We start from the raw sequence: 26,503 nt of genomic DNA, 5'->3' as shown, positions 1-26,503 counted from the left end.
GCGGGGCCGGATCTCCTGAGCAGGCTCAGGGCTGCGCGAGCTGGCGGGCCTGGTCCTGCAGCTGCGGGAACACCTTGCCCACCAGCTGCAGCTGTGCCGCCATCAGGCTGTGCGGACCGGCGGCCTGGGGCGCGGCGGTGCCCCATTCGCGCGCCAGCTCGGCCACGGCCGGGGCAGCGTGGGCCGCAGCGCGCCGTCGCCGGGAGGCCGGCACCCGCTGGATGCGCTCGAGTTCCCCCGCCAGTTGCTGGAGCGACACCAGCAGCGTCTGCGCCAGCGCCTGCGTGCCCTCGTCCATCGGCCGGGCGGCCGCGCCGCCGCGCTGCGCCCCGAGGGCGGACAGGTAGTTGAGCTGCGTGTGCGACAGGCACAGAAAGCGGGCCGCCACGTCCACATGGTCGCGCACGCGCGCCGGCTCCTGCAGCATGGCGCTGTAGGCGTTGGAGAGCGCCGCGTCCGCGTTGTGGGCGTTGCGGCGCGCCAGGCGGTAGGCCAGGTGGTCGCACTTGCCGCCCTGGTACTGGGCCAGGATCTCGCGCAGGTACACGGCTTGCGTCTGCAGCACCTGGGCCGCCAGCTGCGGCCAGTGGCGTGACTGCCAGTACGGCAGGACCGTCCAGGAGGCCACGGCGGCGATCAGGCACCCCACCACGGTGTCGAACAGGCGCGCGGAAATCACGCCGCTGGTGGTGCCCAGCTGGTGAAAGCTCAGCAGCAGCAGCGTGGTCACGGCGGCCGTCGCCAGGGTGTAGCGGGTGTGGCGCGCACCGAAGAACACGGCGCCGCCCAGCACCAGCAGGGTGGCCTGCACGCGGGCATCGGGCAACAACTGGATCACGGCCCAGCCCAGGGCCAGGCCCAGGGCCGTGCCCTTGGCGCGCTGCATCAGCCGCGCTTGCGTGGCGGCGTAGTGCGGCTGGCTCACGAACACGATGGTCAGCAGGATCCAGAACCCGCGCGGATCGGCCGTGGCCTGCATGACGCAGAACCCCGCGACCAGCGAGACGCTCAGCCGCAGGCTGTGGCGCAGCCACGGCGATGCGAGCCGCGCGTGCGCGCGCACGCGCCCCCACGCATCGGCCAGGCTGCGGGGCTCGCGGTCCAGCAGCGTGCAATCCGGACTGTCCGCGGGCGCGTGGGGCGGCAGGGCCAGGGCGCCCGCAAATACGCTCGCCAGCGCCGTGAGGTTGTCGCCCAGCGCCTGCAGCGACCGCAGGGCGCGGCCCTGCACGGCCTGGGGCGCCGCACCGTCCTCCGTCGCCGCAAGGTGGGCCATCGCGGCCTGCATGTCTTCGATGGCACGCGCCGTCGCGCCCCAGTGCTGCGGTTCGGACTGCGTACCGATCGCCTGCGACAGCTTGAGGGCCTGCTCCCCCAGCAGCGTGAGCACGCGCTGGCAGCGGTAGAGCACGTCGCTGTGGAAAAACGCCTGGGCCAGCAGGTCGTAGTGCTCGTGCGAGGAACTCACGCGCTCATGCACGTCCTGCGCCGCCAGGTACTGGTGCATGGCGGTGCGCAGCCACAGCGGCGGTGTGCCCCGCCCCATGCGGCTGATCAGGCTTTCCTTGGTGGCATTGAGCGCGTCGACCACCCGCCCGTTGTGCAGTGCCAGCGCCATGCGGCGGCGCTCCAGGTCGACGTCGCGCACGGGCTCCAGCAACAGGGCCTTCAGGCGCAGGTATTCGCCCAGCAGGGCGTACAGCTTGGCCAGGCGGTCGCGCACCGGGGCGCGCGGCAGGGCGGCCGTCCAGCCCACCGAGACCACGCCGTACCAGACCGCGCCGGCCAGCATCAGCGGAAGGGACTGCTGCGCCGCGTCGCGGCTGCTGTGCGTGGCCAGCCCCGCGTAGATGAAAAGCACCAGGGAACCGAAGGCGATGGCTCGGTAGCGCTCGCTCAGCGCGCCCAGCATGGTGATGGCAAAGGCCGACACCGCCAGGACGGCCACGAGCAGCCAGGGCGAGGCCATGGTCGCCCAGACGGCCCATGCCATGAAGCTGAAACACACGAGCGCCAGGCCCTGCGCGCGCAGCCGCCCGCGCCAGCTGTCATCCGTTTCGGTCAGCGCGCTGGCGATGACGCCCAGCAGCACCGGCATGAGCTGCGCCTGCCAGCCCGACCACCAGCCCCACGCCAGCACCGCCGCCAGCGCCAGAAAGGCCCGGGCGCCGCGGGTCACGCCCTCGTGGTTGCGCGCCTGCTGCCAGCTGAGTTTCCAGTTTGTTTCCACCACCAAGCCTTGTTCAGGGTTAACCCTGATATCAAAGCAATTATCGGGCCGTAGTGGGCCGGCGCGGGCGTGCGCCACCGCTCAGGCCGGTTCGTGGCAGCACACGCAGAGCTTGTTGCCCTCGGGGTCGCGGAAATAGGCGCCGTAGTAGTGGGGGTGGTATTCGGGGCGCAGGCCCGGGGGGCCCTCGCAGGTGCCGCCGTGGCCCAGCGCCAGGGCGTGGACGGCGTCCACCGTGGCGCGGTCGGCGGCCAGCAGCGCGTTCATGGCGCCGTTGCCAGGCGTGGCGGGCTGGCGATCATAAGGCCGCCCGACCAGAAACAGCGGGCGCGCAACCCCGGGCTGCTGCCACCCGGCCCAGGGCCGCTGGGCCTCGGTGAAACGCAGCGCCAGGCCCAGGCGGGCCATCACCGGGGTGTAGAACGCCATCGCACGGTCGAAGTCGTTCACGCCGACAAACACATGGGACAACATGGTCGTGCCTCCTGGCTGGGTACGGCGCCGGAATGGGCCGGGATGGGCCGGCAGGTCAGCGCACGGTGTCGGGCAGTTCGATCTTCACCTCCAGCACCTCCAGGTTGTCCTGGCGCTCCAGGTGCACCTTGAGGTCGTCGGGGTTGATCTTCACGTACTTGGAAATCACGGCCACCAGCTCGCGCTGCAGGGCCGGCAGGTAATCGGGCTCGGAGGCGTTGCGACCGTTGCGCTCGTGCGCCAGGATGATCTGCAGGCGCTCCTTGGCAACGCTGGCGGTCTTCTTTTTTTCTCCCAGCAGGAAGGACAGGAAAGAGGCCATGGGTCACTTGCTCCCGAAAAGGCGCTTGAAGAAGCCGGGCTTCTCGGCATCGATGAAGCGCAGGGGTTTGTCCTCGCCCAGGAAGCGCGCGATCACGTCCTTGTAGGCCTCGCTCACGTCCGAGCCCTGGGCGTGGATGGCGGGCGTGCCCTGGTTGGACGACTGCAGCACCACTTCCGACTCGGGGATGACGCCGATCAGCTTGATGCGCAGGATGTCCTGGATGTCCTCCAGGCTGAGCATCTGGCCGTCTTCCACACGGCTGGGGTTGTAGCGCGTGATGAGCAGGTGCTCCTTGATGGGCTCGCCGCCCTCGATGGCGCGCTTGGTCTTGCTGCCCAGCATGCCCAGGATGCGGTCGGAGTCGCGCACGCTGGACACCTCGGGGTTGGTCACCACCAGGGCCTCGTCGGCGAAGTGCATGGCCATGAGGGCGCCGCTTTCGATGCCGGCGGGCGAGTCGCAGACGATGTACTCGAAGTCCATCGCGGCCAGGTCCTTGAGCACCTTTTCCACGCCGTCCTGCGTGAGCGCGTCCTTGTCGCGGGTCTGGCTGGCGGCCAGCACGAACAGGTTGTCGCACTGCTTGTCCTTGATGAGGGCCTGGTTCAGGTTGGCCTCGCCGTGGATCACGTTGATGAGGTCATACACCACGCGGCGCTCGCAGCCCATGATGAGGTCCAGGTTCCGCAGGCCGACGTCAAAGTCGATCACGGCGGTCTTGTGGCCGCGCAGGGCGAGGCCGGAGGCAAAGCTGGCGCTGGTGGTGGTCTTGCCTACGCCACCCTTGCCGGAGGTCACGACGACGATTTTGGCCATGTGTTGCTAGTTCTCAGTGGGGTTGAAACGAATGGGGAGGTGCGGTGTCAGGCCAGCGGCTCGATCAGGAGCTTCTCGCCTTCCAGGCGCACCTGGGCGGGCTTGCCGCGCACGTTGTCGGGCAGTTCCGTCTCGGTCGTGCGGTAGATGCCTGCAATGGAGACCAGCTGGGGCTCCAGGCAGGTGGAAAAAATGCGGGCTTCGGTGTTGCCGCGCGCGCCGGCAATGGCACGGCCGCGCAGCGGGGCATAGACGTGGATGTTGCCGTCGGCAATCACCTCGGCGCCAAAGCTCACCACGGCCATCACGACCAGGTCGGCGCCGCGTGCATAGACCTGCTGGCCGGAGCGCAGCGGCTTGTCCACCACCACGGTGCCGGGGCCGGCCACCGGCACCTCGCGCACGACCTCGACCTCGCGCACCACTTCACGGACCACCTCGCGCACCTCGGGCGCGGGAGCCTCGGCGCGCACGGGGGGCGCATCGGGCGCCGCGGCCAGGCCGGCGGCGCGGGCGGCTTCCATCTGCGCAGCATTGCCGCCGCGCACGGCCACCGGCAGGGTGCTGTGGCGGCGCAGCTCGGCCACCAGGGCCGCAAAGTCGATGGCCGCCTCGGCATCGCGCACCGGCGCCAGGTCGATCAGCACCGGGTCGTTGTCAAAAAAGCCCGGGGCATCGGCCACCCGCTCGGCCAGATCGGCCGCGAACTGCGCGGCGTCGGTGGTCTTGAGCAGCACAGCCACCACGGGCAGCGAGGCGCTCTTGAGGTCAAAGCTGGTGCGGGCCTGGGCCGCCGTGGTAAGGGCCATGGATGCAGGAGGGGGATTGAAGCGCGGGAACCGGTTGCAGGAGGCGCAAAGTGTACCGTGGCCCTGGGCCAGGGATGCTCTGCACGAATCGTCACGCCGTGTGCATCTGCGGGCTCGGGCGGTCTGCTGCGTTGCAAATGCTCGCAATAGCCCGGCTATTGCTGCGCTTTGCGCCTTGCAGCCCATCCCGATCCGCAGCGCCCACTTGCCGCTCGATTCGTGCAGAGCATCCCAAGCGCCTGTTCCAAGACGCCGCCTGCCCGCCGCGGACGCAAAAAAGCCCGGCGGGCAGGCCCGCCGGGCTGGTGGCGCGTCGCGCGGTGGCTCAGTTGCGGTCGGCGCGCGCGGGGCGCGCGCTGCCGGACATGCTGCCGCTGTCCGTGGAACTGCCCGAGCCCATGGAAGAGGCCGCTGCACTGCCCGAGCCCGAGGCACCCATCCCGGTATTGCCCGCCGACCCCGTGCCGCCCGTGGCGCCGGTGCCGGTGCCGGTGTTGGCACCCGGCGTGCCGGTGGCGCCCATGGGCGTGTTTTGCGTGCTTTGCTGCCCCGCGCCCGTGGCCGCGTTCGGCGAAGCGGTGGTGGGCGGCGTGCCCTGGGCCACGGCGGCGCCCGCCAGGGCCAGGGTGGCCACCCCCGTGAGCAGGCTCTTCAGTAGGTTCGATGCAGTCATTTCGCAGCTCCTTTGGTATCGGTGAAAAACAAAGTTCGCCAGCGGCATCGCCAGCTGCCTCCACGCTAGGGCCTTGCGGGGGCCGCGGCGTCAGCCCCGGGCCGCAGCGCGTGTCGGACAGGGCCGGCCGTGGCAGCGCGAATCCACCGCGCAGCGGGCTCCCCGGTAGCTAGCGGGACGCACCGGCATGCCCCTGGATGCCGAAGAATTGCGCGGCCGGCTGCGTCTCGGGCAGCACGTACACCACGGCGCCGGTGTTCCGCACGGCGGGGCTCAGCACCTTTTCATAGAACGGAACAGGCAGGTTGATGCAGCCAAAGGAGATGCGGTTGTCTGCGGGCGTCCTGGACGCGAGCCGCTCCAGCCGCCGCTCGGACTTCACCTTCGCCCGCACGCGGTGCATGGACACGGCAGCGTCGTAGTCCACCCACACCACGTCCTCGCCGCTGGCATTGATGCCGGGCTCGGCGACAAAGCGGCCCGCCGGCGTCGTGCGCTCGGCGGGCAGCACCTGGGACAGGGGCTTGTCCCCAATGCCGGGCACCGTGTGGTCGCCCACGGCCGAGCCCAGCAGCGCAGGCGCCACGCTCAGGAGGCGCCCCTCGCGGTCGAACACGTAGACCTTGGCGTCTTTCTTGTCGACCACCACGACCGCGAGGTTGCGGTGGTCTCCGGACCCAAACGCCCAGTCGGCCACCAGGCGCGCGTCCGCCGAGGCCGGCTCGCCACCCCACTGCGCCACGCGCGGTGCGGGCGACGCCGCCCCGCAGGGACCGGGCAGCAGCGCCAGTCCCCACAGCGCCAGCGCGGCGGCCCCCGCCAGCGCGCGGCGCGGGCGAGGCCCTGGCGACCGCGGAGGTGCCTTGGCGATCGAGAAGCATGAATGCATGGGTGTTCCTCCTGCGTGCGTGGCCCCGTGCCGCGCGTCCGCATGCAGCACCACCCCATCACCTTAGCCACGGGCGCGGCGGGTCCGCGTACGCTGCAGCGACCCTGCCTGTAGGACAGCGCCGACACCGGCCGTCAGGCCATGGATGGTGTAATGGCCCGCCGCCCCAGACTCCGGATCCCCATGGCGCAGGGCCCGTGACGGCGCTGGCGTGACCATTCTGGAACAAAGAGAAAAATGATGTCGAACGCCTTCGCTCCGATGATTCCGACGCTTGCGCGCGCCCGCGCTCCTTGGCGTTGCGCCTGATCGGCAGAACCCTCCGCATGCCCCCCATGGTTTCCACCCGCAAACCCCATCTCGACACCCTGGCCGTCTCGCTGCTGCTGGCGTGCTGCATGTTCTGGGGATTCCAGCAGGTGCTGGTCAAGGCCACGGTGGCCGAGGTCGCGCCTGTGTTCCAGGCCTTTGTGCGCTTTGCGCTGGCGACGGCGGCCATTGCCGCATGGTGCCTCGTGCGCGGGGTGCGCCTGTCGGGTGCGGGCGAGCCCGCCGGGGCCGGGCGCGCCGGGCTGCTGGCTGGCGCGCTGTTTGCGGCAGAGTTTGCCTGCATCTACCTGGGGCTGCAGTACACCAGTGCGTCCCGGCTCACCGTGTTCCTGTACGCATCGCCCTTCTGGGTGGCGCTGCTGCTGCCGCGCTTCATTCCGGGCGAGCGGCTGCAGGGCGGCCAGTGGCTGGGGCTGGCGGCAGCCTTCGTGGGCGTGGGGCTGGCGCTGGGCGACGGGCTGCTGGGCCCGGCCAATGCCGCCCTGCCCCGCGCGTGGGTGGGGGACCTGCTGGGGCTCGCGGCGGGGCTGATGTGGGCGCTGACCACCATGGTCATCCGCTCCACGGCGCTGGCGCGCGTGGCGCCCGCCAAGCAGCTGTTCTACCAGGTGGGCGTGAGCACGGCCGTGCTGCCCGTGCTGTCGCTGCTGCTGGGGGAAGCCTGGGCGTGGCAGTTCAGCGCGTTCGCCTGGGGCTCGCTGCTGGCCCAGGCGCTGGTGGGCGCGTTCGTGAGCTACCTGGCGTGGATGTGGATGCTGGCGCACTACCCGGCCACGCGGATTTCGGTGTTCGTGTTCCTGACGCCGGTGTTCGCCCTGCTGTTTGGCGCCTGGTGGCTGGGCGAGCCGATCACGGCCGGACTGGTGGCCGCGCTGGTGCTGGTGGCGGCGGGCATCGTGGTGGTGAACCGCAAACCCGCTGCTGCCTGAGGCCCACAACAGCGAAATTGCCCTCCAGCGCCCTGTGGACGCGCGCTTGCAGCTATCTTTTCAGGAGCATTTCAGAGCTTGGGGATCTTGATGCGGCTGATCATCAGCGACCCCGACGCCGCGAACAGCAGCACCAGCGGGTGCAGCGTGAAGCCGCCGACCAGCACCTTGCCGAACCACAGGTGCTCGCGCACAGCGCCCATCCAGGCGGCCAGCGCCAGCAGGGCCACGAGCACGATGGAGGTGGGGATGGGCGTGCCCTCGAAGTACTTCACCTTGCCATCGTCGCCCGACAGCGTTTCGGCCGTGACGTTGTAGCGCGCCAGGCGCGACACGCCGCAGGCCACGAAGTAGGCCAGCACGATGCGGTCGTACAGCCCCTGCATGCCGCAGCCGTAGGCGATGATGGCCGGCGCCACGCCGAACGAGATCACGTCCGCCAGCGAATCCAGCTCGCGGCCCATGGCCGAGCTTTTCTGGCGCCAGCGGGCAATGCGGCCGTCCAGCACGTCGAAGATCAGCGCGGCCAGCACCAGGGCGGCGGCAAAGTACACATGGCGCACATCGTTCGTCTCCAGGTAGGTCATGGACGAGAACAGCGCCCCCACGCCGCACACGGCGTTGCCCAGCGTGAACCAGTCCGCCAGGTGGAACTCGCGGATCATCGAGAAGCGTTTGGGGTGGGAGGGGGTGGTCATGGGCAAAACTCTCCTGCGGCGCTCGGGCGGGGTGCGCATTATGGCGGCCCGCACGCTGGCGGGCATCCCCGTAGGGTGACCGCCGGCGCGCTTCGCGTATGTCAGCGGGGGCCGTTTGTTGGCGGCGGGCTCAGGCGGCTGCCTGGGCGCGCTCGCGCGCGAAGGCCACGTACCAGTCCAGGCAGCCGGGGTTGGCCATGGCGTCCTTGTTGACCACCTTTTCCAGCGGCTGGCCCAGCAGCAGCTTCTTGATGGGCAGCTCCTGCTTCTTGCCGCTCAGGGTGCGCGGCACCTCCGCGACCACGAGGATGTCGTCGGGCACGAACCGCGGGCTGAGCGCCGTGCGGATGGCCGTGTTGATGCGCGCGCGCAGCGCCTCGTCCAGCGCATGGCCGGGGCGCAGCACCACGAACAGGGGCATGTAGCTGTCGCGGCCCAGGTACTCCAGGTCCACCACCAGGCTGTCCAGCACCTCGGGCAAGGATTCGACCGCGCTGTAGATCTCGCTGGTGCCCATGCGCAAGCCGTGGCGGTTGATGGTGGCGTCGCTGCGGCCGTAGATGATGCAGCCGCCGTTGGCGCCGATCTTGAGCCAGTCGCCATGCCGCCACACCGGCCCCAGGTCGGCCGGGCCGTCGCCGCCGCCGGGCTGGCGGCCGTGGCCGGGCGGGTACATGTCGAAGTAGCTCGACAGGTAGCGCGAACCGTCCTTGTCGCCCCACAGGTACAGCGGCATCGACGGAATGGGTTGCACGCACACCAGCTCGCCCACGGCGTCCTGCACGGGGCGGCCTTCGGCGTCCCACGACTCCACGGCCGCGCCCAGCATGCGGCACTGCATCTCGCCGGGCACCTGGGGCAGCTCGCGGTTGCCGCCGATGAAGGCGCCGCAAAAGTCGGTGCCGCCGGAGATGTTGTCCCACCAGATGTCCGGCGTGCCGATGGCCTCGAACTGCGCCGTGCCCCACTGCTGCACCTCGGGCGCCAGCGGCGAGCCGGTGGTGCCCAGGGCGCGGATGCGGCTCAGGTCGCCAAAGGCGCTGAGGGTGATGCCCGCCTTCATGCAGTTGGCAAAGAAGGCCGCGCCCGCGCCGAAGAAGGTCACCCCGGTTTCCACCGCGAAGCGCCACAGCACGCCCCAGTCGGGGTGCTCCTTGCTGCCGCCGGGGTTGCCGTCGTAGATGACGCAGGTGGTGCCCGAGAGCAGGCCGCTCATCTGCGCGTTCCACATCACCCAGCCGGTGGAGCTGTACCAGTGGTAGCGCTCGCCCAGGCTGTTGGCCTCGTAGCTGCAGCCGATGTCGTTGTGCAGCACCTTGAGCTGAAGCGCCACCAGCATGCTGCCGCCGTGGCCGTGCACGATGGGCTTGGGCAGGCCGGTGGTGCCGCTGGAGTAGACGATCCACAGCGGGTGGTCAAAGGGCAGCCACATCGGCTCAAACGCCGCAGTATCGGCATTGTTTTTGCCGGTAGCGCTTGTCCAGCTTGCGCAACCAGCTATCGAAACAGTAGCATCCAGATTGCCCAGCAGCACCACGTGCTGCACGCTGGGCAGGGCGGCGCGCAGTTCGGCCAGCACGCCGGTGCGGTCCAGGTCGCGGCCGCCGTAGGTCACACCGTCCACGCTGATGAGCACCTTGGGCTCGATCTGGCGGAAGCGGTCGAGCACCGCGTGCGTGCCCATGTCGGGGGCGCAGATGCTCCACACGCCGCCGATGCTCACCGTGGCCAGGAAGGCGACCATGGCCTCGGGCACGTTGGGCAGGTAGGCAGCCACGCGGTCGCCGGGCTGCACGCCCTGGGCCTGCAGGTGCAGCGCGAGCGCCGCCACCTGGCGGCGCAGCTCGGGCCAGCCCATCTCGCGGTGCTGGCCTTTTTCGTTGCGGCTGATGATGGCGGGCAGGCCCGCGGCATCGGCCGGCTCCACGTGCCGCAGCACCTGGCGCGCGTAGTTCACCTGCGCGCCGGGAAACCACTGCGCGCCGGGCATGGTGTTCTTCGCCAGCACCGCCGTGTGCGGCGTGGGCGACTGCAGGTCGAAGTAGTCCCACACGCTCTGCCAGAAGGCGTCCAGCTCGGTCACGGACCAGCGCCACAGCGCGTCGTAGCTGCCGAACTGCAGGCCGCGCTGGTCGCGCAGCCAGTCCTGGTACAGGCGGATCTGGGGGATGTAGGGCGGGGTGGTGTGTTTTGTCTCCATGGCGACGCAGGGTACCAGCGCACCGCCCACGGAGCCAGCCGTCCAGTCGCGGAATTGACAGGGCATCCGCGCCCTGCACCACGCCCTCAATCGGTCATCTTGTGCAGGCTGGTGATCGCATAGCCCTTCTCGCGCATTTGCTGCCCCGGGCGCTCGATGCCGTAGTCCTCCCAGCGCTCGCGGTCCTCGTCCAGCTCCCGGCCGGAGGCTTCGCTCTCCCAGTCGGTATTGATGGCCTCCTGGGGAATGGGCCGGCCCTCGGGCACGGCGAGATGCGAAAACTTGCCCTCGGCTTCGGGGCGGCGGTAGATGTCCACGCGCATGGGTGCTTCCTTTGGTAGCGGATGGAGGAAATGCTTGAGCAACGCACCTTACCCCAACCCGGCCGGCAGGTGCGTAGGAAAAGGGCACGACCGGCGCCCCGCGCCCGGGCCGGTGCAGGACCCGTCCGACAGGCCGGCAAGGCCTTGTCTTGCAAACCGTTGCGCCGCTGCCGGGCGGTGGCAGCGGCCCGGCTGTGGGCCAATGGACGGCAGTGCCGCCGCCCCCTGCTTCGCAGGCGTTCGCTCGGCAGGCCCGACCACCCGCGAGAAGGAAACCCACCCCGTGCAGGCACCGCCCCCCCCGTCCCCCTTCACCGCGCACGATGCCTATCTTTTCCGGGAGGGGACCCATGCGCGGCTCTACCAGGCCCTGGGATGCCACCTGGAGCCCGGCGGCCGCGGCGCCTGGCTGGCGGTGTGGGCGCCCAACGCGGCGGCGGTCTCCGTGCTGGGCGACTGGAACGGCTGGAACGGCGAGGCCGATCCGCTGCGCCCGCGCGCCGACGACAGCGGCGTGTGGGAAGGCCCCGTGGCCGGCATCGCCCAGGGCGACGCCTACAAGTTCCGCATCGTCACGCGCAGCGGCCAGTGGCTGGACAAGGCCGACCCGTTCGCGGTGTATGCCGAGCAGCCCCCCGCCACCGCCTCGCGCGCCTGGTCGCTGGACTACGCCTGGGGCGACAGCCTGTGGATGGGCAGCCGCGGCCCGCGCAATGCGCTGGAGGCCCCGATGTCCATCTACGAGGTGCACGCCGGCTCATGGCGGCGGCGCGACGGGGCCTTCCTGGGCTACCGCGAGCTGGCCCACGCGCTGGCCGACTACGTGGTGGAGATGGGCTTCACCCACGTGGAGCTGATGCCCATCACCGAGCACCCGTTCTACGGCTCCTGGGGCTACCAGACCACCGGCTACTTCGCGCCCACGGCCCGCTACGGCACGCCGCAGGACTTCATGTACTTCGTGGACCACCTGCACCAGCGCGGCATTGGCGTGCTGCTGGACTGGGTGCCCTCCCACTTCCCCACCGACGCGCACGGCCTGGCGGGCTTTGACGGCACGCACCTGTACGAGCACGCCGACCCGCGCCAGGGCTACCACCCCGAGTGGAACTCGGCCATCTTCAACTACGGCCGGCACGAGGTGCGCAGCTTTCTCGTGTCCTCGGGCCTGTTCTGGCTGGACAAGTACCACCTGGACGGCCTGCGCGTGGATGCCGTGGCCTCCATGCTGTACCTGGACTACGCGCGCAAGCACGGCGAGTGGATTCCCAACCGCCACGGCGGGCGCGAGAACCTGGAGGCCATCGACTTCCTGCGGCACCTGAACCGCGCGCTGTACCGCGACCACCCCGACACCGTGAGCATTGCCGAGGAGTCCACCGCCTGGCCCATGGTGTCGCGCCCCATCGAGATGAACGGCCTGGGCTTCGGCATGAAGTGGAACATGGGCTGGATGCACGACACCCTGGCCTACCTGAAGGAAGACCCGGTGCACCGGCGCTACCACCACCACAAGCTCACGTTCTCGATGGTGTATGCGTTCAACGAGAACTTCGTGCTGCCGCTCTCGCACGACGAGGTGGTGTACGGCAAGGGCTCGCTCATCCGCAAGATGCCCGGCGACGACTGGCAGCAGTTTGCCAACCTGCGCGCCCTCTTCGGCCTGATGTGGACCCACCCGGGCAAGAAGCTGCTGTTCATGGGCGGCGAGTTCGCCCAGCGCAGCGAGTGGACGCACGAGGGCGAGCTGGACTGGGGCAGCCTGCACTGGGGCCGCCACCAGGGGCTGCAGCAGCTGGTGAAGGCGCTCAACCGCGTGTACCGCGACGAGCCCGCGCTGCACGAGGTGGATTTTTCTGCAGAAGGCTTTGCCTGGGTGGAGGCCGACGACACGGCCCACAGCGTGATCGCCTTCCTGCGCAAGCCCCGCGCCGCCCACGCCGGCGCAGCCCCGGTGCTGGTGGTGTGCAACTTCACGCCCATGCCGCGCGAGAACTACCTGGTGGGCGTGCCCGAGGCGGGCTACTGGCAGGAAATCCTGAACACCGATGCCCGCGAATTCGGCGGCGCCGGCTGGGGCAACCTGGGCGGCGCCCACACCAGCCCGGTGCGGTCGCACCACTGCACGCAGTCCCTGTGCCTGGCGCTGCCGCCGCTGTCCACCCTGGTCCTCAAACCCCTGCCGCCGGCCCCCGGGGCCGCCACCGACCATGCCATCGACTGACACCACCCCCCTGCTGCTGCAACCCGCCGCCGACAGCCCGGCCGCCACCTGGTCCGGGGACGGGCGCGTGCGCGCCGTGGTCGAGACCGTGCTGCCCGTCGTGGACGGCGGCCGCTTCGCCGTGAAGTGCATCGCGGGCGAGGCCTTCACCGTGACCGCGCACTGCTTCACCGACGGGCACGATGCCTTGCGCGTGGTGCTGTCCTGGCGCGCAGAAGGCGCCGCGCAGGCCACCGAGGTGGCCATGGAGGCGCTGGGCAACGACGAGTGGCAGGCCCGCTTCGTGCCGCCCACGCCGGGCCGCTACCGCTACACCGTGACGGCGTGGGTGGATGCCTTCCTGTCGTGGCGCCGCGAACTGGCGCGCCGCGTGGACCCGCGGGACATCCGCCTGGCCGCGCGCGTGGGGGCGCTGGAGATCGCCGCGGCCGCGCAGCGCGCCACCGGCAAGGACCGGGCCGCGCTCACGGCCTGGGCCCAGGCGCTGGAGGCCGGCGCGCAGACCGACACGGACAGCGACGGCCCGGCCGCCGCCGCCCAGATCGCGGCGCTGCAGGAACTGGCGCTGGACGAAGGCCGGGCCGCCCTCATGGCGCGCTATGCCGATCGCCGCCATGCCTGCCGCTACCCGGTCGAGCTGCCGCTGGTGGCCGACCGGGAGCGCGCGCGCTACAGCACCTGGTACGAGCTATTCCCCCGCTCGGCGGGGCCCGCGCCCGGCGCGCACGGCACGCTGCGCGACGTGCAGGCGCGCCTGCCGGCCATCGCGGCCATGGGCTTTGACGTGCTGTACCTGCCGCCCATCCACCCCATCGGCCGGGTGCAGCGCAAGGGCAAGAACAACGCGCTCGTGGCCGCGCCCGGCGACGTGGGCAGCCCCTGGGCCATCGGGGCCGCGGAAGGCGGGCACAAGGCCATCCTGCCCGAGCTGGGCACGGCGCAGGACTTCCGCGCACTGGTGGACGCGGCCCGCAGCGCCGGGATGGAGCTGGCCCTGGACATCGCCTTCCAGTGCGCGCCCGACCACCCCTATGTGCAGGAGCACCCCGACTGGTTCCGCTGGCGGCCCGACGGCACGGTGCAGTACGCGGAGAACCCGCCCAAGAAGTACCAGGACATCTACCCCTTCCACTTCGAATGCGACGACTGGGAGGGGCTGTGGACCGAGCTCAAGAGCATCTTCGAGCACTGGATCGGCGAGGGCGTGCGCATCTTCCGCGTGGACAACCCGCACACCAAGGCCTTTCCGTTCTGGGAGTGGGTGATCACCGAGATCCAGCGCAGCCACCCGGACGTGATCTTCCTGGCCGAGGCCTTCACCCGGCCCAAGGTGATGCACGGGCTGGCCAAGCGGGGCTTCACGCAGTCGTACACCTACTACACCTGGCGCAACACGAAGGAAGAGCTGGCGGAGTACTTCACCGAGCTGGCGCACGGCCCGGGCAGGGACTACTTCCGCCCCAACGTGTGGCCCAACACGCCCGACATCCTGCACGAGCACCTGCAGGGCGGCGAGCCGGCCGTGTTCATGTCGCGCCTGGTGCTGGCGGCCACGCTGTCGGCCAGCTACGGCATCTACGGGCCCGCGTACGAGCTCATGGAGCACCTGCCGCGCGAGCCGGGGAGCGAGGAATACCTGGATTCGGAGAAATACCAGATCCGCCACTGGGACCTGGACCGCCCCGGCAACCTCGCCAGCTTCATCGCCCACGTCAACCGCATCCGCCGCGACAACCCGGCCCTGCACCGCAACGAGGGGCTGCGCTTCCTGCCGCTGGACAACCCGGCGCTCATCGCCTACGCCAAGCGCTCGGACGACGGCCGCAACACGGTGGTGACGGTGGTCAACCTCGACCCGCACCACACCCAGTCGGGCTGGGTGAACCTGGCGGCGGCGTGGGTCAACGGCCCGGGCGCCGAAGGCGACCCGTGGCAGATGCACGACCTGCTGAGCCAGCAGCGCTTCGTGTGGCAGGGGGACTGGCACTTCGTGCAGCTCGACCCGCACCGCATGCCGGCCCACGTGTTCGCCGTGCGGCGGCGCGTGCGCCGCGAGCAGGACTTCGACCACTTCGAATAAGCCACCTAGAACCAGCAACGCCCGAGGGACCGCACCACCATGGATGCTCTTTCCGCCCCCACCACGCACCCGCTGCCCGCGCCCGACCCGGTGGCGGCGGCGCTGCCCGAGCCCGGCCCCGGCCTGGTGCCGGAGACGCCCGAGATCGACACCACCGACGACCCGCTGTGGTACCGCGACGCGGTGATCTACCAGCTCAACGTCAAGGCGTTCTTCGACACCAACAACGACGGCGTGGGCGACTTCAAGGGCGTGACGGCCAAGCTCGACTACGTGAAGGACCTGGGCGTCAACACCATCTGGCTGATGCCCTTCTACCCCTCGCCGCTGCGCGACGACGGCTATGACATCTCCGAGTACGAGGATGTGCACCCGCAGTACGGCACGCTCGCGGACTTCAAGGAGATGCTGGACGCCGCCCATGCGCGCGGCCTGCGCGTGATCACCGAGCTGGTCATCAACCACACCTCGTCGGACCACCCCTGGTTCCAGCGCGCCCGCCGCGCGCCGCCGGGCTCGCCCGAGCGCGACTTCTACGTGTGGAGCGACACGGACCAGATCTACCAGGGCACGCGCATCATCTTCACCGACACCGAGACCTCCAACTGGGCCTGGGACCCGGTGGCCAAGGCCTACTACTGGCACCGCTTCTTCAGCCACCAGCCGGACCTGAACTTCGACAACCCGGCCGTGCTGGAGGCCGTGTTCAAGACCATGCGTTTCTGGCTGGACCTGGGCGTGGACGGCTTCCGGCTCGACGCGATTCCCTACCTGGTGGAGCGCGACGGCACCAGCAACGAGAACCTGCCCGAGACGCACGCCGTCATCAAGAAGCTGCGCGCCGCCATCGATGCGCAGTACCAGAACCGCTTCCTGCTGGCCGAGGCCAACATGTGGCCCGAGGACGTGCGCGAGTATTTCGGCGACGGCGACGAGTGCCACATGGCCTACCACTTCCCGCTGATGCCGCGCATGTACATGGCCATCGCGCAGGAGGACCGCCACCCCATCGTCGAGATCCTGCAGCAGACGCCCGAGATCCCCGAGGGCTGCCAGTGGGCCATCTTCCTGCGCAACCACGACGAGCTGACGCTGGAGATGGTGACCAGCAAGGAGCGCGACTACATGTACACCATGTATGCCGCCGACCTGCGCGCGCGCATCAACCTGGGCATCCGCCGGCGGCTGGCGCCGCTGATGGAGAACGACCTGGACCGCGTGAAGCTCATGAACGGCATGCTGCTGTCCATGCCCGGCTCGCCCATCATCTACTACGGCGACGAGATCGGCATGGGCGACAACGTGTTCGTGGGCGACCGCAACGGCGTGCGCACCCCCATGCAGTGGAGCCCCGACCGCAACGCCGGCTTCTCGCGCGCGGACCCGCAGCGGCTGTACCTGCAGCCCATCATGGACGCGATGTACGGCTACGAGGCGCTGAACGTGGAGGCGCAGGCGCGCGACCAGAGCTCGCTGCTCAACTGGACGCGCCGCATGCTGTCCGTGCGCAAGACCAGCCATGCCTTCGGCCGCGGCCGCCGCACCTTCCTCAAGCCCGGCAACCGCAAGATCCTGGCGTACCTGAGCGAGTACGAGGACGACGTGGTCCTCACGGTGTTCAACCTCTCGCGCGCGGCGCAGCCGGTGGAGCTGGACCTGTCGGCCTACAAGGGCCGCGCACCGGTGGAGATGCTGGGGCGCGTGACCTTCCCGCCCATCGGCGACCTGCCCTACCTGCTCACGCTGCCCTCCTACGGCTTCTACTGGTTCCGCCTGTCCGCCGAGGCCCAGATACCGCCCTGGCACCAGGATGGCCTGGACCTGCAGGAGCGGCCCGTGCTGGTGCTGTTCGACGGCTGGACCAGCTTCTTCCGCGACCGCGTGATGCCCTGGCGCATCGGCATGTCCGAGCGCATGCGCACGCAGTTCGAGACCGACACCCTGCCCCGCTACCTGGAGCTGCAGCGCTGGTACGCGGGCAAGGGGCAGAGCGTGCAGCGCGCCCGCATCGAGGACCATGCCGTGTGGGCCGAGGACGGGCACGAGTGGATGCTGCCGCTGCTGGCCGTGGACAGCGGGCAGGACAGCGCCACCTACTTCGTCCCCCTGGCGCTGGCCTGGGAAGAAACCGACGAGGAGCGCATGAAGCGCCTGGCCCCGAGTGGCCTGGCCCGCATCCGCCAGCAGGCCAACGTGGGCGTGATGGGCGACGCCTTCCACGACGAGGCGTTCTGCCGCGCGGTGGTGCGCGCCATCGGCGCGGGCCGGGAAATCGCCACCGAGCGCGGCCGGCTGCGCTTTCGGGCCACGTCGGCCTTTGCCGGGCTGGCTGCGGACGTGGACGCGCTGCCCGTCAGCCGCCCCGGCGGCCAGAGCAGCAACACGGTGGTCACGCTGGACGAGACGCTGTTCCTCAAGGGCTACCGGCGGCTGCGCCCCGGGGTGAATCCCGAGCTGGAGGTGGGCCGCTTCCTGACCGAGGTGGCCCGCTACCCCCACTGCGTGCCGGTGGCCGGCGCGCTGGAGTACACGGCGCACGACGGCACGCAGATGACGCTGGCGCTCGTGCAGTCGTACGTGGCCAACCAGGGCGACGGCTGGGACTACACGCAGGGCTACCTCACCCGCTTCCTGCAGGACATTCGCCTGGCGCCCGAGGCCGTGCCGGCCGAGGTGCACGGCGGCTACCTGGCCCTGGCCGCCACGCTGGGCCAGCGCACCGCCGAGCTGCACCGCGCGCTCGCGCTGCGCACCGGCTACCCCTCGTTCGACCCCGAGCCCCTGACCGCGCAGGACCTGCAGGGCTACCGCCTGCGCGCGACCACCGAGGCCGGCAGCACGCTGGCGCTGCTGGAGCGCCGCCTGGACGAGCTGCCGCCGGCCGCGCAGGCCGACGCCCAGGCCCTGCTGGCGCGCCGCGGCGCCCTGCTGGAGCAGCTGCAGGCCGCGGCCACGGAGCCGGCCGCCGGCGTCAAGACGCGCTACCACGGCGACTACCACCTGGGCCAGGTCCTGGTGGCGGGCAACGACTTCGTGGTCATTGATTTCGAGGGCGAGCCCGGGCGCACCTTCGAGGAGCGCCGCGCCAAGGGCCCGGCCCTGCGCGATGTGGCCGGCATGCTGCGCTCGTTCAACTATGCGCGCTGGGCGGCCCTCAAGCACGCGTCCCAGAGCACCGAGGAGCTGCTGCGCCTGGACACCGCCGTGCAGCAGTGGGAGCAGGCGGTGCGCGCCGCCTTCCTGGTGGCCTACACCGCCAGCGCGCCGGACGGTGCCGCCGCGCAGCGCCTGGAGGAGCCGGGCGGCCTGCTGCGCCTTTTTGAGCTGGAAAAGGCGCTGTACGAGCTGCGCTACGAGCTGAACAACCGCATGGACTGGGTCCAGGTACCGCTGCAGGGCATCCTGGCCCTCATCGGCGCGGCGCCCGGGCCGTGAGGCGGCCTTCTTCCCCTTCCAACCCGAGACACACCCATGGACAACTTTGGTATTCACCTGGAGCCGGCGCGGGCCATGCTCTACCAGGTGGGGGCATTCTTCCCGCGCGTGCTGATCGCCTTGCTGGTGGTGCTGGGCGGCTGGCTGCTGGCCAAGGCGGCCCGCTTTGCCGTGACGCGCGGCCTGCGCGCCATCAACTTCAAGGTGCTGACCGAGCGCGCCGGGCTGGACGCCTTCCTGCGCCAGGGCGGCATGGAGGGCGACACCACCTCGCTCTTCGGGCTGCTGGTCTACTGGCTGGTGCTGCTGGCCGCGCTGCTGGTGGCGTTCAACGGCCTGGGGCTGAGCTACGTGACGGCCTTGCTCAGCCGCATCGTGTGGTTCCTGCCCAATGTGTTCGTGGCGCTGCTGGTGCTGGCCTTCGGCGCGTATTTCGCCCGGTTCATGGGCAACACCGTGGCGGCCTATTGCCGGCGCCTGAAGCTGCCCGACGCCGCCCTGCTGGGCAGCGTGGCGCAGGGCGGGATCGTGGTGTTCGTGGTGCTCATCGCGCTGGACCAGCTGCAGGTGGGCGGCAGCATCGTGCGGCAGACCTTCCTGATCATCCTCGGGGGCGTGGTGTTTGCCGTGGCGCTGGCGTTCGGCCTGGGCGGCAAGGACTGGGCGGCGGACCGCATCGAAAGCTGGTGGCCGCGCCGCCCCCGGCCGGGACCGCCCGGCGATGCCCCGCGCCGTCCGCCGGACGACCGGGCGGGACCGCTGCCGTAGGAACTTGTTGACGTTCCTGCAAGGTCCGCGCGGTCTATGATGCGCAGCCTGCCATGCCGCACCGCCCGCCCGCGGGGCGTGGCGTGAGCCCTCCTTGCGCACACCCTTCCGTTCGTCCATGCAACTGCTTTCGTCCGCCTGGCCCGCCCTGGTCTGGGCCCTGCCCGCCCTGGTGCTGATCTCGGCCCTGGCCTTCCTGGTGCGGGGCGACCGCCGCGCCGCCGGGCATCTGCTGGCCCTGCTGGCCTGCTGCCTGATCGGCGCGCTGCTCATGGAGTTCTTCACCTTCATGGCGGCGCGCGTGGCCCGCCAGGGCGGCGGCGCCCCGTCCCAGCCGGCGCTGGGGACCGGCACGCTGGCCCTGCTGGACACCCTGCGCAACCGCCGCTCCCTCACCGCCCCCGCGCTGTCGCTGCCGGCCGTCGCCACCTACGCCGTGGGCGTGGCCTACCTGTGGCTGCTGGTGACCTGGGGCCTGCACCTGCGCGGCAAGAAGGCGGGCAGCAGCAGCGGCCGCAAGAAGCCCGCGGCCAAGGGCGCCCGCAAGCCGGCCCGCAGCTGACGGCCGCGTCCCGCCCCTCCGGCGGGGTGGCCGCCACGATCCAAGGCATTTTGGCCTCTGGCGCCCGCGCAGCAAGCGCAAGCAGCTATCAAAAACATAGCGACCTGCGCGCTGCGCTGCCGCGCCGCATTGACGCAGGGCAAAGTCCGGGGCGGCGGCTGTGCCCACAATGGCGCTCCGCACACCACAGCGCCCCCCTTTCGCCGGGGGCCGCCGCCTTTTCCATGACGACTCCCGACAGCGACGTCCTCATCGTCGGTGCAGGCCCGGCGGGCCTGTCGCTGGCCACCTCCCTGGCGCAGGCCGGGTTCACCGCCACCGTGGTCGAGCAGCAGCCGCAGGCCGCGCTGGCCGACCCCGCCCCCGACGGCCGCGAGATCGCGCTCACGCACCCCAGCCGCGCCACGCTGCAGCGCCTGGGCAGCTGGGCCGCGCTGGCCCCCGGCGAGGTGGGCGAGATCACCCAGGCCCAGGTCCACGACGGCCCGCTGGGCGGCCACAGCGCGCTGCAGCTGGACGCCCCGGCCGCAGGGCCCGGCGTGCTGGGCTTCATCGTGCCCAACCACGCCCTGCGGCGCAGCGCCTACGACGTGGCGTCCCGCACCGCCGGCGTGCGCATCCTTGCCGGGACGCAGGTCACGCGCGTGGCGGCCCTCTCCACGCATGCCGAGCTGGACTGCGTGCCGGCCGGCGCCGCCCCCGGCACGCCCGCGCAACGCCTGCGCGCGCCGCTGCTGGTGGCGGCGGACAGCCGCTTTTCCGCCACGCGGCGCCAGCTGGGCATCGGGGCGCAGATGACCGACTTCGGCCGCACCGTCATCGTCTGCCGCATGCGCCACGGCGCGCCGCACGGCGGCGTGGCGCACGAGTGCTTTGGCTACGAGCGCACGCTGGCCGTGCTGCCCCTGCCGGACGCGCCCGAGGGACATCCCCTGTGCTCCGTGGTGGTCACGGCCGGCTCGGCCGACGCCGCGGCGATGATGGCCCTGGCCCCCGAGGATTTCGCCGCCCAGGTGCAAGCGCAGTTCGACGGCCGCCTGGGCCCCATGGCCCTGGTGGGCGAGCGCTACGCCTACCCGCTGGTGGCCGTGTACGCCCAGCGCTTTGCCGGCCAGCGCTGCGCGCTGCTGGGCGACGCGGCCGTGGGCATGCACCCCGTCACCGCGCACGGCTACAACCTGGGCCTGGCCGGGGTGGAGCGGCTCACCGCCACCCTGGCGGATGCGCGCCAGCACGGGCAGGACATCGGCAACCCCGGCGCGCTGGACCGCTACGCGCAGGGCCACCACCGCCACGCCTGGCCCATCTACCAGGGCACCAACGCCATCGTGCGCCTGTACACCGACGCGCGCCCCGTGCCCCGGATGCTGCGGCAACTGGTGCTGCAGGGCGCCCGGCGCCTGCCGCCGCTGCAGGCGGCCATCGTGGGCCAGCTGACGGGCAAGGCACCCGGGTGGCTGCAGGTGCTGGCATCGCGGCCGCCGGCAGCACTTCAAAAATCATAGCTGCCTGCGCTTTCCTGCATTGGCGTGCAGGCCTTTTTTCCTGATTAGCGACCTACCTCAGACGCTTTCTCTTCCCCACCCGTTCGGGCTGAGCCTGTCGAAGCCTTGCACGCGCTCTGCAAGCCCTGGCTTCGACGGGCTCAGCCCGAACGGATGGAGGGGTATCTGAGACAAGTAACTAAGCAGGCCATTTTTTGCCCCAATCTCTCACGGCAGGCGGCGCCGGTGCGGGTCAGTCCTCCACCCCCAGGGTGGCCAGGCCGTACAGCGGCGCGCCCAGCCAGGGGCGCGTGAATGCGTCCAGCGCCAGCCCGGCCCATCCATAGCACTCCGACACGCTCTGCTCGCGCAGCAGCGAAAGGCGCGGGTGCGCGCCGGCCAGCTCGGCCATGCGGCCCACGCCCCAGTGGAACTCGGCCCCGGTGGACGCCAGGCTGGCATGCGCGCCGGCGCGGCCCACGGCCTGGCGCGTGATGGCGTCCAGCAGCATGCGCGAGCCCGGCGGCGCGTGCTCGGCAAACTCCGCCAGCACCGCCTGCACCTGGGCCGGCTGCAGGTACATGAGCACGCCCTCGCACAGCACCAGCACGGGCCGCGCGGCGGCCCCGTCCTGCCGGCGCGGCAGCCGCAGCCGGCGCCACCAGCCGGGCCGCGTGAGGTCCGCCACGGCCTGGCGCTGGCGCGGGCAGGCCACGGGCAGCAGCGCGGCGCGCAGCGCCATCACCGCCGGCAGGTCGGCGTCCAGCCACCGGTTGGCGCCGGTGTCCAGCCACTGGAAGTGGTGCGTCAGGCCGCACCCCAGGTTCACGCCCAGGGCTTGCGGGTGCTCGGCAAAGAACGCGCGGCCCGCGGCCTTGAGGGCCTGGGTGCGCCACAGCACGTTGAGCACGGTGGGCAGGTCGTCCAGCGTGGCCGTGGCGTCGGCGCCCAGCTGCGCAAACAGCCGGGCGGCCACGGCGTCGCCGCATTCGAGCCACGGGAAATAGCGCCCGCCCAGCGCCCGCGCGGCCAGCGGAATGAGCAGCGTGCCGGGCACGGGCGGCAGCTGGGCACGCGCCAGCAGATCGTCGGCAGGGCACGGGGCACCGGGTGGGCGGACACGGCGTCGGCTGCGGGGGGGCGGCACGGGTCTCCTCCTCCTGTGGCCGATGGCGCCACGGTGGTTGCTGTTGCGGCGTGCGGTGCAGGGCCCGCGCCGGTTTCGCGCCATTGTGGGCCGACCGCGGGGCAATGCAACCCATGCCCGTCAACCGGCATGGAATTGCGGCGCGAAGGCGGGGCGCGGCCCGGGCGGATCAGTCCTTGACCAGCGCCCACACCAGCGCCACCCCGGCGGCCAGCAGGTCGCCGGTGAACGACACGTCGTCGGCGCTGCTGGCGCTGCTGAAGGCGCGCTGCTGCCGCTCGCGCTCGGCGCGGGCGCGGTCGCGCTCCAGGGCCACGAGCGCATCGCCGATGTCCACGGGCGATGCGGCGGCGCCGGCCGCGCGGGCCCGGGCGCCGGCCTGCGCGTAGCCTTCCATGGCGCGCACGACCGCGTCGGGATCGATCAGCGAGAACGCGGCGCGGCAGTAGGGGCAGGCGTGGTCCTTGCGGATGTCCACGGGGGCGCCGCAGCTGGTGCAGTAGATGGCGCCCACGCGCCGGGCCAGGTCGTCGATCTCGGGGCGGGTCATGTGCCGCACGAAGCCCTTCTCCACCATGAACGACGAGAAGGTGCTGAAGCGCCCGTGCTGGCGCGCGCAGCGGTAGACCATGTAGCGGCCGCTGCGCACCACGTCAAAGCCCCGGGCCAGCGAGGTATCGCAACGGGGGCAGGCCATGCGCTCGGGCAAGGGCCGGTGCTGGTCTGCGCGGTGCTCGTGCAGCAGCCGGAACAGCTCCACCACCGCGGGCGGCGAGAGCTTGAGGTTCTCGTGCCGGTCGAACCACAGCCCCTGGCAGGCAAAGCAGATGTCCAGCTCCAGCTCGGGGCCCGTGTTGCTGGCAAACCGGTGGACCTGCATGGGCTGGCGGCAGGAGGGGCAGGACGGCGAAGGGGGCATGGCGGCGGCAGCGTCGGTGGCTGGGGGCGGGCGGGCCTGCATCGTACCCCCGCGCGCGGCAGGCCGATGGGGCATGCGAGGGCCTGTAGGCGCCCGCGGGCGGCCCGCGGACGGCATGTGGGGAGCGGTAGCATCCACGCCTCAACCACAAGGAACCGACAACATGGGATTCATGAACTGGCGCGTGAAGAGCGCCGAAGTGCTGCACCAGGGGGGCGTGATTGCGCCAGACGAGCGGCTGCCGTGGCCGCAGACGGCGGTGATGGGGGTGCAGCACGTGATTGCGATGTTTGGCGCCACGGTGCTGGCGCCCATCCTGATGGGCTTCGACCCGAACGTTGCCATCCTGATGAGCGGCATCGGCACGCTGATCTTCTTCCTGGTCACGGGCGGCAAGGTGCCCAGCTACCTGGGCTCGAGCTTTGCGTTCATCGGCGTGGTGATCGCGGCCACGGGCTATGCGGGCAAGGGCGCCAATGCCAACATCGCGGTGGCGCTGGGCGGAATCATCGCCTGCGGCCTGGTCTACACGCTGATCGGCGTGCTGGTGCAGGCCGTCGGCACGGGCTGGATCGAGCGCTTCATGCCGCCCGTGGTCACCGGGTCGGTGGTCGCCGTCATCGGCCTGAACCTGGCGGGCATCCCCGTCAAGAACATGGCGGCCAGCAACTTCGACAGCTGGATGCAGCTGGTCACCTTCGTGAGCGTGGGCCTGGTGGCCGTGCTCACGCGCGGCATGGTGCAGCGCCTGCTGATCCTGGTGGGCCTGATCGTCGCAAGCCTCCTCTACGCGGTGTTCACCAACGGCCTCGGCCTGGGCAAACCCATCGACCTCTCGGTGCTGGCCAACGCCGCCTGGGTAGGCGTGCCCAACTTTGCCGCGCCGGTGTTCGACGGCAATGCCCTGCTGCTGATCGCGCCCGTGGCCATCATCCTCGTGGCCGAGAACCTGGGCCACATCAAGGCCGTGACGGCCATGACCGGCCGCGACCTGGACCGCTACATGGGCCGCGCGTTCATGGGCGACGGCTTGGCCACCATGGTCAGCGGCAGCGCGGGCGGCACGGGGGTGACCACCTATGCCGAGAACATCGGCGTGATGGCCGCTACCAAGATCTACTCCACCGCGGTCTTCCTGCTGGCGGGGGTGTTTGCGCTGGTGCTGGGCTTTTCGCCCAAGTTCGGCGCGCTGATCCAGACCATTCCGCTGCCGGTGATGGGCGGCGTGTCCATCGTGGTGTTCGGCCTGATCGCGGTGGCCGGCGCCAAGATCTGGGTGGACAACCAGGTGGACTTTTCGCAGAACAAGAACCTGATCGTCGCCGCCGTCACGCTGATCCTGGGCACGGGCGACTTCACGCTCAAGTTCGGCCAGTTTGCGCTGGGGGGCATCGGCACGGCCACGTTCGGCGCCATCCTGCTCTACGCCCTGCTGAACCGCGACACCCGCACCACGGCGCCCGGCGGGCACTGACCGCCTGGGGCGGCTACCGGCCCGGGGCCGGCCGGGGCCGGTGTAAGGGTTAACCCCGGTATTTGTAAGAAACGGTCGCTACGATCGCGGGTTTTGCCAAGGGCCGCGGGGTGCGCGGCCTGCCACTAGAGCGGAGTTTTTCACATGTCCCTGGCCGATCGGGTGCTGTACCCCGACTTTCTCTCCCGCATCATGTCTGCCGACGAGGCAGCTGCCCTGATTCCCGCCGGCGCCCACGTGGGCATGAGCGGGTTCACGGGCGCTGGCTACCCGAAGGCGGTGCCCGGCGCACTGGCGCGGCGCATCGAAAGCCTGAACGCGCAGGGCAAGGGGTTCAAGATCGGCCTGTGGACCGGCGCCTCCACCGCGCCCGAACTCGACGGCGCGCTGGCCCAGGTGGACGGCGTGGAGATGCGCCTGCCCTACCAGTCCGATCCCACGGTGCGCCGCCAGATCAATGCCGGCCAGATGCAGTACGTGGACATCCACCTGTCGCATGTGGCGCAGTTCGTGTGGTTCGGCTTCCTGGGCAAGCTGGACGTGGCAGTGATCGAGGTGGCCGGCGTGCTGCCCGACGGGCGGCTGATTCCCTCGTCCTCCGTGGGCAACAACAAGACCTGGCTGGACCAGGCCGACAAGGTCATCCTGGAGGTGAATGCCTGGCACAACCCCCAGCTGGAGGGCATGCACGACATCTACTACGGCACCGACGTGCCGCCGCACCGCAAGCCCATCCCGATGACGGAGCCCAACCAGCGTATCGGCGAGCCCTATCTGCGCTGCGACCCGTCCAAGGTGATCGCGGTGGTGATGACGGACAAGCCCGACCGCAACTCCGTCTACGCCGCGCCAGACGAAACCTCCAACCGCATCGCGGCCCACATCATCGACTTCCTGCAGCACGAGGTGAAAAAGGGCCGCCTGCCCAAGGACCTGCTGCCACTGCAGTCGGGCGTGGGCAACATTGCCAACGCGGTGCTGGCGGGCCTGAACAACGGGCCGTTCGAGAACCTGACCGCCTACACCGAGGTGCTGCAGGACGGCATGCTGGACATGCTGCGCTCGGGCACGCTGGCCAGCGCCTCGGCCACGGCCCTGTCGCTGAGCCCCGCGGCCATGCAGGACTTCAACGACCGCATCGACTACTACAAGAGCCGCATCGTGCTGCGCCCGCAGGAGATCAGCAACCACCCCGAGCTGATCCGCCGCATGGGCCTGATCGCGATGAACGGCATGATCGAGGCCGACATCTACGGCAACGTGAACAGCACCCACGTGATGGGCTCGGCCATCATGAACGGCATCGGCGGCTCGGGCGACTTCGCGCGCAACGCCTACCTGTCGATTTTCATGACGCCGTCGCTGGCCAAGAACGGCGCCATCTCGTGCATCGTGCCCATGGCCTCGCACGTGGACCACACCGAGCACGACGTGCAGATCCTCGTCACCGAGCAAGGCCTGGCCGACCTGCGCGGCCATTCCCCCACGCAGCGCGCCGGGATCATCATCGAGCGCTGCGCGCACCCGGACTTCCGCCCGGCGCTGCGCGACTACCTGGCCCGCGCCCGCAAGACCGCCGTGGGCCAGCACACGCCCCACGTGCTGAGCGAGGCCCTGTCGTGGCACCAGCGCTACGTGGAGACGGGGAGCATGCGCCAGAACCAGCCGGCCTGACAGCGGCGCCCACCCGTCCCACCGGCCCCGCACGGCAGCC

General features: G+C 70.7%; 21 protein-coding genes. 9 read left to right on the top strand and 12 right to left on the bottom strand.

The genetic code is table 11. From position 1 onward, the window contains the following. Window positions 1-25: 25 nt before the first annotated feature. From yccS to ACOYR3_RS01420, 7 genes are all read right to left on the bottom strand, one after another. Window positions 26-2,230 (bottom strand): YccS family putative transporter, encoded by a 2,205-nt coding sequence (yccS, locus tag ACOYR3_RS01450; protein WP_422844761.1) that lies wholly within the window; start codon window positions 2,228-2,230, stop codon window positions 26-28. Between the two features lie 81 nt (window positions 2,231-2,311). Next, on the bottom strand, window positions 2,312-2,704 hold the full coding sequence (locus ACOYR3_RS01445) for a VOC family protein (RefSeq protein WP_422844760.1): 393 nt from the start codon (window positions 2,702-2,704) through the stop codon (window positions 2,312-2,314). 55 nt (window positions 2,705-2,759) lie between these two features. After that, window positions 2,760-3,026, bottom strand: coding sequence for a cell division topological specificity factor MinE (minE, locus tag ACOYR3_RS01440; protein ID WP_015011987.1), 267 nt, complete (start codon window positions 3,024-3,026; stop codon window positions 2,760-2,762). Between the two features lie 3 nt (window positions 3,027-3,029). Further along, window positions 3,030-3,845, bottom strand: coding sequence for a septum site-determining protein MinD (gene minD, locus ACOYR3_RS01435; RefSeq protein WP_422844759.1), 816 nt, complete (start codon window positions 3,843-3,845; stop codon window positions 3,030-3,032). Window positions 3,846-3,892: 47 nt separating this feature from the next. Then, complete coding sequence (gene minC, locus ACOYR3_RS01430) at window positions 3,893-4,654, bottom strand: septum site-determining protein MinC (RefSeq protein ID WP_422844758.1); 762 nt, start codon at window positions 4,652-4,654, stop codon at window positions 3,893-3,895. Between the two features lie 325 nt (window positions 4,655-4,979). Beyond that, window positions 4,980-5,327, bottom strand: a complete 348-nt coding sequence (locus ACOYR3_RS01425) for a proteophosphoglycan ppg4 (RefSeq protein WP_422844757.1) — start codon at window positions 5,325-5,327, stop codon at window positions 4,980-4,982. A gap of 169 nt (window positions 5,328-5,496) precedes the next feature. Continuing rightward, window positions 5,497-6,216 (bottom strand): hypothetical protein, encoded by a 720-nt coding sequence (locus ACOYR3_RS01420; RefSeq protein WP_422844756.1) that lies wholly within the window; start codon window positions 6,214-6,216, stop codon window positions 5,497-5,499. Between the two features lie 335 nt (window positions 6,217-6,551). On the opposite strand from ACOYR3_RS01420, the gene ACOYR3_RS01415 reads away from it, so the two are divergent. After that, window positions 6,552-7,475: a DMT family transporter gene (locus ACOYR3_RS01415; protein ID WP_422844755.1), complete on the top strand. Its 924-nt coding sequence runs from the start codon at window positions 6,552-6,554 to the stop codon at window positions 7,473-7,475. Window positions 7,476-7,546: 71 nt separating this feature from the next. Here ACOYR3_RS01415 and pssA read toward each other — a convergent pair whose 3' ends face one another. The 3 genes from pssA to ACOYR3_RS01400 form a co-directional block, all read right to left on the bottom strand. Continuing rightward, entirely contained in the window at window positions 7,547-8,173 is a 627-nt protein-coding gene (gene pssA / locus ACOYR3_RS01410) for a CDP-diacylglycerol--serine O-phosphatidyltransferase (protein ID WP_422844754.1), read from the bottom strand. 130 nt (window positions 8,174-8,303) lie between these two features. Continuing rightward, window positions 8,304-10,373, bottom strand: a complete 2,070-nt coding sequence (locus ACOYR3_RS01405) for an acetoacetate--CoA ligase (protein WP_422844753.1) — start codon at window positions 10,371-10,373, stop codon at window positions 8,304-8,306. 86 nt (window positions 10,374-10,459) lie between these two features. Next, window positions 10,460-10,696, bottom strand: coding sequence for a DUF6139 family protein (locus ACOYR3_RS01400; protein WP_422844752.1), 237 nt, complete (start codon window positions 10,694-10,696; stop codon window positions 10,460-10,462). Between the two features lie 283 nt (window positions 10,697-10,979). On the opposite strand from ACOYR3_RS01400, the gene glgB reads away from it, so the two are divergent. From glgB to ubiM, 6 genes are all read left to right on the top strand, one after another. Next, a complete protein-coding gene (gene glgB, locus ACOYR3_RS01395; protein WP_422844751.1) occupies window positions 10,980-12,920 on the top strand; it encodes a 1,4-alpha-glucan branching protein GlgB in 1,941 nt (646 codons plus the stop codon). Then, complete coding sequence (locus ACOYR3_RS01390) at window positions 12,907-15,000, top strand: alpha-1,4-glucan--maltose-1-phosphate maltosyltransferase (protein WP_422844750.1); 2,094 nt, start codon at window positions 12,907-12,909, stop codon at window positions 14,998-15,000. Before glgB ends, ACOYR3_RS01390 begins: the two co-directional genes overlap by 14 nt. 39 nt (window positions 15,001-15,039) lie before the next feature. Further along, window positions 15,040-18,435 carry a maltose alpha-D-glucosyltransferase gene (treS, locus tag ACOYR3_RS01385; RefSeq protein ID WP_422844749.1) on the top strand — a complete coding sequence of 1,132 codons (3,396 nt, stop codon included), beginning with the start codon at window positions 15,040-15,042 and terminating at the stop codon, window positions 18,433-18,435. Window positions 18,436-18,471: 36 nt separating this feature from the next. Beyond that, window positions 18,472-19,203, top strand: a complete 732-nt coding sequence (locus ACOYR3_RS01380; protein WP_422844748.1) for a mechanosensitive ion channel family protein — start codon at window positions 18,472-18,474, stop codon at window positions 19,201-19,203. Between the two features lie 118 nt (window positions 19,204-19,321). Further along, window positions 19,322-19,765, top strand: a complete 444-nt coding sequence (locus tag ACOYR3_RS01375) for a hypothetical protein (protein WP_422844747.1) — start codon at window positions 19,322-19,324, stop codon at window positions 19,763-19,765. A 224-nt stretch (window positions 19,766-19,989) separates the two neighbouring features. Next, a complete protein-coding gene (gene ubiM / locus ACOYR3_RS01370) occupies window positions 19,990-21,270 on the top strand; it encodes a 5-demethoxyubiquinol-8 5-hydroxylase UbiM (protein ID WP_422844746.1) in 1,281 nt (426 codons plus the stop codon). A 232-nt stretch (window positions 21,271-21,502) separates the two neighbouring features. Here the strand turns inward: ubiM and ACOYR3_RS01365 are convergent, their stop codons facing one another. Further along, complete coding sequence (locus tag ACOYR3_RS01365; protein WP_422844745.1) at window positions 21,503-22,396, bottom strand: class I SAM-dependent methyltransferase; 894 nt, start codon at window positions 22,394-22,396, stop codon at window positions 21,503-21,505. A gap of 169 nt (window positions 22,397-22,565) precedes the next feature. After that, window positions 22,566-23,315 carry a zf-TFIIB domain-containing protein gene (locus ACOYR3_RS01360; protein WP_422844744.1) on the bottom strand — a complete coding sequence of 250 codons (750 nt, stop codon included), beginning with the start codon at window positions 23,313-23,315 and terminating at the stop codon, window positions 22,566-22,568. A gap of 163 nt (window positions 23,316-23,478) precedes the next feature. Between ACOYR3_RS01360 and ACOYR3_RS01355 the strand changes: the two genes are divergently transcribed. Next, window positions 23,479-24,789 (top strand): solute carrier family 23 protein, encoded by a 1,311-nt coding sequence (locus ACOYR3_RS01355; RefSeq protein ID WP_422844743.1) that lies wholly within the window; start codon window positions 23,479-23,481, stop codon window positions 24,787-24,789. 144 nt (window positions 24,790-24,933) lie between these two features. Next, window positions 24,934-26,463 (top strand): acetyl-CoA hydrolase/transferase family protein, encoded by a 1,530-nt coding sequence (locus ACOYR3_RS01350; protein WP_422844742.1) that lies wholly within the window; start codon window positions 24,934-24,936, stop codon window positions 26,461-26,463. Window positions 26,464-26,503 lie beyond the last annotated feature (40 nt).

The sequence above is a fragment of the Acidovorax sp. M2(2025) genome, from assembly GCF_049330835.1.
Lineage (GTDB): Bacteria > Pseudomonadota > Gammaproteobacteria > Burkholderiales > Burkholderiaceae_C > Acidovorax.
Note: the sequence above shows the minus strand (reverse complement) of the source record. Positions and strands in the feature narration are given on the sequence as shown.